The 8544-nt window shown below is 40.6% G+C and carries 7 protein-coding genes (1 of these 7 cut by a window edge); 6 read left to right on the plus strand and 1 reads right to left on the minus strand.

The window, feature by feature from the left end; translation table 11 throughout:
* Positions 1-18: 18 nt before the first annotated feature.
* The 6 genes from AC6JAD_RS00140 to AC6JAD_RS00165 all read left to right on the plus strand — a co-directional run bounded on the left by AC6JAD_RS00140 (position 19) and on the right by AC6JAD_RS00165 (position 7558).
* Positions 19-2247 carry an NADP-dependent isocitrate dehydrogenase gene (locus AC6JAD_RS00140; RefSeq protein ID WP_461305192.1) on the plus strand — a complete coding sequence of 743 codons (2229 nt, stop codon included), beginning with the start codon at positions 19-21 and terminating at the stop codon, positions 2245-2247.
* An 83-nt stretch (positions 2248-2330) separates the two neighbouring features.
* Positions 2331-4697 (plus strand): TonB-dependent receptor, encoded by a 2367-nt coding sequence (locus AC6JAD_RS00145; RefSeq protein WP_461305193.1) that lies wholly within the window; start codon positions 2331-2333, stop codon positions 4695-4697.
* Between the two features lie 4 nt (positions 4698-4701).
* Entirely contained in the window at positions 4702-5553 is an 852-nt protein-coding gene (locus AC6JAD_RS00150; RefSeq protein WP_461305194.1) for a DUF4249 family protein, read from the plus strand.
* Between the two features lie 5 nt (positions 5554-5558).
* Entirely contained in the window at positions 5559-6416 is an 858-nt protein-coding gene (locus AC6JAD_RS00155) for a DUF4249 family protein (RefSeq protein WP_461305195.1), read from the plus strand.
* 97 nt (positions 6417-6513) lie between these two features.
* On the plus strand, positions 6514-7329 hold the full coding sequence (gene murQ / locus AC6JAD_RS00160) for an N-acetylmuramic acid 6-phosphate etherase (protein WP_461305196.1): 816 nt from the start codon (positions 6514-6516) through the stop codon (positions 7327-7329).
* Positions 7322-7558 carry a DUF6095 family protein gene (locus tag AC6JAD_RS00165; RefSeq protein WP_461305197.1) on the plus strand — a complete coding sequence of 79 codons (237 nt, stop codon included), beginning with the start codon at positions 7322-7324 and terminating at the stop codon, positions 7556-7558. Before murQ ends, AC6JAD_RS00165 begins: the two co-directional genes overlap by 8 nt.
* Here the strand turns inward: AC6JAD_RS00165 and AC6JAD_RS00170 are convergent.
* Positions 7555-8544 carry the 3' portion of a DUF819 family protein gene (locus AC6JAD_RS00170; protein ID WP_461305198.1) on the minus strand. The gene runs 144 nt beyond the window's last position, so only the last 990 of its 1134 coding nucleotides appear in the window; its start codon lies beyond the right edge, outside the window — the gene reads right to left on this strand; its stop codon occupies positions 7555-7557. The genes AC6JAD_RS00165 and AC6JAD_RS00170 overlap by 4 nt on opposite strands.

Below are 8544 nucleotides of genomic sequence, written 5' to 3' on the forward strand. Positions count from 1 at the left end.
CTAAACATTCAGAAACATATGACAGATATCGCCAAGATCATTTATACGAAGACCGATGAAGCACCTGCATTGGCCACCAGATCCCTACTACCGATCGTAAAAGCATTCACTGCCCCTTCTGGAATTGCCATAGAAACCCGTGATATTTCCCTCGCAGGAAGAATTCTTGCCAACTTCCCTGAATACCTTACCCCGGAACAGCGTGTAGATGACGCTCTTACCGAATTGGGTGAATTGGCCAAAAGACCGGAGGCCAATATCATAAAGCTTCCAAACATAAGTGCTTCCATTCCTCAATTAATTGCAGCCATAGAAGAACTACAGGCCAAAGGATATGGGCTTCCTAATTATCCAGAAGAACCCCAAAATGATGAAGAAAACGCAATCAAGGCGAAATATGATAAAATAAAAGGTAGTGCTGTAAATCCTGTCTTAAGAGAAGGTAACAGCGACCGAAGGGCTCCAAAAGCCGTTAAGAACTATGCAAAGAAAAACCCTCATAGTATGGGAGCTTGGAGTTCAGATTCTAAATCTCATGTAGCCACAATGACATCTGGTGATTTCAGGCACAATGAAAAATCCGTAACCATTGCTAAAGAAGGGAATCTTAATATACTTCATACCGATACTAACGGAAACACAACCACATTGAAGAATGGGGTATCCGTCTTAGAAGGTGAAATAGTTGACGCCACTTTTATGAGCAAAGGCGCTCTTTTGGACTTTTTGGAAAAACAAGTTCAGGATGCCAAAGATATGGGCATTTTGTTCTCCCTTCATATGAAAGCCACCATGATGAAAGTGAGCGATCCCATTATTTTTGGGCACGCAGTTCGTGTTTTCTTTTCCGATTTGTTCGAGAAACACCATTCCACTTTCGAGGAATTAGGTGTGGATGTTAATAATGGTTTTGGGGATCTTGTTTCTAAATTGGATGAATTGTCCGAAGGAAAAAAAGCTGAAATAGAAGCAGACATTCAAAGCGTCTTGGGAAATGGTCCCGATATGGCGATGGTAAATAGCGATAAAGGCATTACCAATCTTCATGTCCCCAGCGATGTAATTATCGATGCATCCATGCCCGCCATGATCAGGACATCTGGACAGATGTGGAATGCGGAAGGTAATCAGCAAGATGCGAAAGCGGTAATTCCGGACAGCAGTTATGCTGCCTTATATCAAGCCACCATCGATTTCTGTAAAGAAAATGGCGCATTCGATCCCACTACAATGGGAACCGTTCCCAATGTAGGTCTTATGGCGCAAAAGGCAGAGGAATATGGATCGCATGATAAAACTTTTGAGATTGCAGAAAATGGAACTGTATCAGTTGTTGACCAAGACGGAGTAACACTGATGCAGCATGAGGTTGAAGCCGGGGATATCTGGCGCATGTGTCAAGTTAAGGATTTACCCATTCAAGACTGGGTAAAATTGGCCATTACACGTGCACGGGCTACAGGTTGGCCTGCTGTATTTTGGTTGGACGAAGACCGGGCTCATGACGCACAGTTAATTCAAAAAGTAAACACTTATTTACCCAACCACCCTACCGAAGGATTAGAGATTAAAATCCTTTCACCAGAAAAAGCAACCCATTATACCTTGGCTCGTGTTAAAAACGGTGAAAATACCATTTCGGTTACCGGGAATGTTCTAAGGGACTATCTTACCGACCTCTTCCCTATTTTGGAATTGGGAACCAGTGCCAAAATGCTTTCCATTGTTCCGTTAATGAACGGTGGAGGATTGTTCGAAACTGGAGCTGGTGGTTCTGCCCCTAAACACGTACAACAATTTAATAAAGAAGGACATCTAAGATGGGATTCCTTAGGAGAGTTCTTAGCCTTGGCCGTTTCGCTGGATCATTTAGGTGAAAAATTCAATAATGACAAAGCGAGGGTTATTGGCGAAGCATTAGATGATGCCACTGAAAAGTTATTGGAAAACAAAAAAGGCCCTTCCCGAAAAGTAAATGAAATAGACAATAGAGGAAGCCATTTTTATCTGGCAATGTATTGGGCCGAAGCTTTGGCACAACAAAACAAGGATGCCACATTAAAGGAAAGGTTTTCAACGGCAGCAACACAACTACAGGAAAATGAAAGTAAGATTATGGACGAATTGAATGCGGCACAAGGATCAGCCGTTGACATAGGAGGATATTACGACCCCAATGAAGCATTGGTTTCCAGTGAAATGCGTCCAAGTTCAACATTCAACGCCATATTAGATAGTATTAGCTAATACTCTAAAAATAATGTTAAATGAAAGCCCGCCATATTGGTGGGCTTTTCTTTGTGCCCTATCTTTATAAAAAACTTTGTCATTTGAAAAGACTTATTACTCTCGCCTTCCTAATCGCAACAATTGGGGTTGCAGCACAGCAAAAATATACACTAAATGGAACCATTACCGAAGCCGCTACAGGGGAAACCTTGATAGGCGTTAGTGTTATTGTTCCTTCTTTACAAACAGGTGCTATCACCAACGAATATGGATTCTTTTCCATTACCCTGCCTGAAGGGGATTACGAAATTGTTTTTAGTAGTTTGGGGTTTGTAGACGAACGCATCAATGTTTCACTCACTCAAAACATTGCTCAAAATATCTCTTTGCAAAATGACACTGAAGAACTTGATGAAGTTGTGATAAGTGCAGATGTGGAAAGAGCCAATATAAAAGCGCCCCAAATGAGCGTTAATACGCTAAAAGCCAGCACCATTAAAAGTATTCCCGTGGTCCTGGGTGAAGCAGATGTCATTAAATCGATTCTATTATTACCCGGAGTTACCAATGCGGGTGAAGGGTCTTCTGGATTTAATGTGCGGGGTGGTGCTGCCGATCAAAATTTAATACTATTGGATGAAGCCACCATATTTAATTCATCCCATTTATTTGGCTTTTTCTCCGTTTTCAATCCCGATGCCATTAAGGATGTGAAACTGTATAAAGGAGGTATTCCTTCGAGATACGGAGGAAGGGTTTCCTCGGTACTTGAAATCTTCCAAAAGGAAGGTAATATGAAGGAACTAAAAATTAACGGTGGTATTGGTGCAGTAGCAAGCCGACTATTGGCTGAAGGACCCATCGTAAAAGACAAGGCGGCTTTCCTTGTGGGAGGTAGGGCTTCATATGCCCATCTATTCCTTCCGTTATTCGATATCGATAACAGCGCTTACTTTTATGATTTAAATACCAAGTTGAATTATCGAATCAATGATAGGAACAGTATTTTTCTATCTGGTTATTTTGGTAGGGATTTATTCGATATCAATGACAGTTTTACCAATATATACGGTAACGCAGTTGGGAATTTTAGATGGAACCATATCTTTTCTGATAAATTGTTTTCGAACCTTTCCTTGATCTATTCAGATTATTTCTACGGTTTGGAATTGGATTTTGTCGGATTCGAATGGAACTCGGGTATTCAAAACTTCAATCTCAAATACGACCTGAAACATTATATTTCGGATAAGCTTCAAATTAATTACGGAGCTAATAATATTTACTACAGTTTCAATCCAGGTAAGATAGAACCCAATAGTCCAGATTCAGGAATTGTGGAAGAGCAACTCATTAAGAAATATGCCAATGAAGCTGCAATTTATGTGGACGTAGAACATGATATCACCGATAAATTAAGCGTAGAATATGGATTAAGAGTAAGTCATTTTATCCGTTTTGGTCAAGACGAACTCAATGTGTACGCAGACAACAATCCGGTAGAGTTTGATCCATTTTTATTGATTTATCAAGAAGCTGACCCTATTGACACGGTAGAGTCCAGTAGAAGTGATCAGCTAGCCTCCTTTACCAATTTCGAGCCCCGAATTTCGGCTTCCTATGCGTTTAATGATGATTTTTCTATAAAGGGAAGTTATACCAGACTTTCACAATACCTTCACCTTCTCTCTAACACAAGTTCCCCAACACCGCTAGACGTGTGGACCCCGAGTGGTCCTTTTGTTGAACCACAGCTGCTTGATCAGTATGCATTTGGTGTTTTCAAGAACCTTAAAGATGGGGACTACACCATAGAATCTGAAGTCTATTACAAGGATATTCAGAATAGGATAGACTATATAGACGGGGCCGATCTTATCGCAAATAATGCTATAGAACAAGTAATATTGAATGGCGAAGCAAGGGCGTACGGTGTAGAGTTCCTCCTCCGAAAAAACACAGGGAAGCTACAGGGTTGGTTGGCTTACACACTTTCAAAGTCCGAACAACGCACCTTACCGAGAAACGAAAATGAAACAGGGATCAACTTTGGGGAATGGTACAACACTCCTTACGACAAACCACACGACATTTCCGTATACGCCAATTATGAATTGAATGACAAATGGAGTTTCAACACCAATTTTGTCCTTCAAACAGGCCGTCCAACGAATTATCCCATTGGTCAGTTCGAATTTCAAGGTGTAGTGGTTCCTTACTTCGGTTTAAGGAATGTGGAGCGTCTTCCCGATTATCATCGAATTGATGTTTCTGCCGTACTAACACCTCGAAAAAACAAAGGTAGAAACTGGCAAGGGGAATGGATTTTCAGCATTTACAACCTGTATAACAGAAGAAACGCAGCTTCCATTAACTTTAGGGAAAATGCCGATACTGGTATCAACGAAGCGGTACGTACCTCCATTTTTGGAATCGTACCAGCAGTAACGTATAATTTTAAATTCTAGGGGTATGAAGCAATTCATTTACTGCACCATGTTACTTATGGGAATAGTGTTCGCTAGCTCCTGTGAAGATGTGATTGACGTGGATGTACCTTCCGAAGAACCACGTCTTATTGTAAATGCATTGATAAGGGTAGATACTTCGTTGGCCTTTGTGGACGTTGTGATCACAGTAGCAGAAACCAATTCTTTCTTCGGAACCCTTCCTCCTACTGGACTTCAACAAATTACTATCACAAGTCTTGGCCCCGAAGGGGGTGGCCCCATTTTGCTGGAAACAGAACCTGGTGTCTATGTTAAGGAAGCCGTGGGAACCGATTTTTTAATGAGTGATGAAATGGTACTGCAAATCGATTTTGAAGATAAAATATTTGTCGCTTTTGCCGAATTTCAACCTTCAAGCCCCATTGAAAGTTTAGCGCAAGGTGATGGTACAGTATTCGATGAAAATGATACCGAAATCATAGTTTCCTTTACCGACAATGGAGAACAGGATAACTTTTATGTTTTCGATTTCGGTAATGGTAATTTCCTGGAGACCAATGACGAGTTTTATCAAGGACAAACCTTTGAGTTTTCCTATTTCTATGAGGATGAACTAAACCCCGGAGACGAGGTCCCCGTAAGTATATTGGGCGTAGATGAAGGGTTCCACGACTATATGTCTCTCCTAATTGAACAAAGTGATCGGAGTTTTGGTGTTTTTGAAACCCCTGCGGTAACCGTAAGGGGCAATATCATAAATGCGACCGATATAGATAATATTGAAAATTTCAACAACGTGAACATGTCCGATAATTTCGCCTTGGGCTATTTTGCTATCGTGCAGGAATTCAAGGACACACTAACTATTGAATAATGAAGATGAAAAACCTAATTAAGCTTGTAGCCATTTGTATTGCCATCACATTATCATCCTGTGAGGACGTCATAGAGGTAGAGCTACCCCAAGAAGATCCAAGACTGGTAATAGATGCATTGGTAAGGGTAGACAGAACCCAACCCCTAACCGAAGTTCGGGTAGTTGTAAGCCAAACCAGTTCTTTTTTCGATCCTATACCTCCCGCCGAATTGCAACAAATTACCTTAAGTAATTTAGACAACCCTGGAACCGGCCCAGGAACTGGTGTGCTAGATCTTATAGAACCCGGAGTGTATAGCAAATTTTTTAATACGGCCGAAATTATGAGTGATCGGTTCCTATTACAAATAGATTATGAAGACCAATTGTATATTGCCGAAGCACAATTTGTTCCCACAGTTCCCATCGACTCTGTAGAACAGGGAGATGGCAGTATATTCGATGAGGACGATACCGAAGTAGTCGTTTCTTTCACAGATACAGACGAGCGAAACGATTTTTATTTATTCGATTTCGATTTTGGGAATTTTCTTGCCACGGAAGATGAATTTTATCAGGGACAATCCTTCGAGTTTTCTTATTTCTACGATGAAGATTTGGAAATAGGTGAGCAAGCAGAGATCAGCATATTGGGAATCAACCAAGAATTTTTCAATTACATGACCACACTTGTAGAGCAGAGTGAAGGGGATTTTGGTCCTTTTGAAACTCCCGTGGTTACAGTTCGTGGAAATTTCATAAATGTAACCGATATCGATAATGATGGCACCTTCAATAATGTTGGTGATCCAAATAATTTTGCTTTGGGATATTTCGCCATCGCTGAAGAATACAAGTCTACCTTTGTAGTTCAGGAGTAGTGTAAAATCATAGTTGCACTTTTGTGATTAGACGTTTTTCAGTATAAAGGTATCTACATTTAATGCGTACTTTTGAAAAACCAAAAAACAAGCACCATTGTCATTTACAAAGACTACAGAACAAGATTCCCATTATGACAACTTGGAAAAAATGGGAGTGCGCGAATTACTGGAACACATAAATCGTGAGGACAAATCTGTACCCCTTGCCGTTGAAAGAGCACTTCCCCAGATTGAAATCCTATCGGAAAAAGTAGCCCAAGCCCTTAAACAAGGAGGTAGGTTATTCTATTTAGGTGCTGGAACCAGTGGAAGACTGGGTATAGTAGATGCCAGTGAATGCCCACCTACTTTTGGTGTTTCGCATGACCTTGTCATAGGCTTAATTGCTGGAGGTGATTCGGCCATCCGCAAGGCAGTCGAATTTGCCGAAGATTCTGAAGATCAAGGTTGGAGTGATTTAAAGGAACATTCCATTACAAATAAGGATTTTGTTATTGGAATTGCGGCTTCCGGAACTACTCCATATGTTATAGGAGCCTTACAAAAATGTAATGAGAAAGGAATCACTACTGGATGTATTACCTGCAATGAAGATAGTCCACTGGCGAATACGGCCAAGTATCCAGTGGTGGTGGTTGTAGGCCCAGAGTTTGTTACGGGAAGCTCACGGATGAAGGCAGGAACGGCTCAAAAGTTGGTCCTAAATATGATCAGTACAACAGCCATGATTCAATTGGGAAGAGTGAAAGGAAATAAAATGGTGGACATGCAATTGAGCAATAACAAGCTTGTAGATAGAGGAACACGCATGGTGATGGATGCCTTGGAAATAAAGGAAGATGAGGCCGAGTTTTTGCTAAAACAACACGGTAGTGTTCGAAAAGCTATAGATTCTTATAAAAATGGATGAAACAAGACAGAAATTTACGGATAAGAAACTTCTAGTAAAAGGATTGAAGCGATTAGCACTTTCGCTACCGGTACTGGTGCTTACCACCTACTTGTTAACCTTTGCCTTTTTGAATAAAGAAACCCTTCCTCTATATATTGTGCTGCCTTTAGGTATTATAGGCATTGCGGCAACCGTATTCCTTATGTTTGGAGGAATTAAAATTATTCTGAAAAGCTTGTTTCATTAAAGTAACCCAACAACCATAAATCCTAAATATGTTCCAAGGGCATTGCCTAAGGTACCCACCAAAATGGCTGGAAGGATCAGTTCCTTTCTCTGAAAAGTTTCGGCTAGTGCAATGGCTGTTGTGCCGCCGCCTACGTTAGCCTGGCTAGCAATGGAAATCATCTCCCAATCCCGATAAAAAAGACTACCCAATATGACTAGGATAATTCCATGGGTTATCACGGTTAGGGAAGCGAAAATAAGCAACGTAACCCCTATGTCCTTTAATTCGATTACGGAACTTACTTCACAATAAGCACCGATCACGGCTAAAAACAAATACACTAAATACAACCCCAATGCATTAGATGACTTCAAATTTGAAACGAATTTGGTTTGCGCCAATAGTATTCCCAAAGTAGTCAACGTTAAAATAGAAGGAATTTGAGGCAAAACTGTGGCAACCAATTCAGAGATAAAGTACGCCGAAATACCCAAAAACACCAGCCATGTTAAAGAATAAAGGTTCATTTCCTTTACTTCCCCATAACTTTTGGTATCTGCAGGAATCTCTATTTTTTTATCTTTCCAAAAGGATCTTAAAAAAACAGGAATGATCAAAGTAATTACGATCCATAAAGTGGTGACCACATTGTCTACAGCAATGGTCCCCGCGTACAAAACACCTCGTTCCTGAAAATCATATTCTAAAGCTATCGCATTAAAGTTAACACTTCCGCCCGTATAAGTTCCTGTAAGCATTCCTGCTATAATCTTTGCGTCATTCCCAATGACATCTTGAGGAGTTGTCATATACCATGCAACCAGCACCCCTAATGTAGTTGCCAATGAACCCAACAAGAACAGAACAATCATGGGAGTACCTGCTTTTCTAATGGTTCTGAGGTTTACGTCCAATAATAAGTAAAATATTGATATAGGGGCCAAATACGTGAATATGCCATCATATAGTGGAATAGCATTTGAAGCCGAGGGTATTAATTTGAG

This window comes from Aureisphaera sp. (assembly GCF_059726885.1).

Bases quoted from the DNA above. Each gene is read 5' to 3' on its own strand.
- AC6JAD_RS00140 (WP_461305192.1), top strand. From the start codon at position 19: ATGACAGATATCGCCAAGATCATTTATACGAAGACCGATGAAGCACCT.
- AC6JAD_RS00150 (WP_461305194.1), top strand. From the start codon at position 4,702: ATGAAGCAATTCATTTACTGCACCATGTTACTTATGGGAATAGTGTTC.
- AC6JAD_RS00155 (WP_461305195.1), top strand. From the start codon at position 5,559: ATGAAAAACCTAATTAAGCTTGTAGCCATTTGTATTGCCATCACATTA.
- AC6JAD_RS00165 (WP_461305197.1), top strand. From the start codon at position 7,322: ATGGATGAAACAAGACAGAAATTTACGGATAAGAAACTTCTAGTAAAA.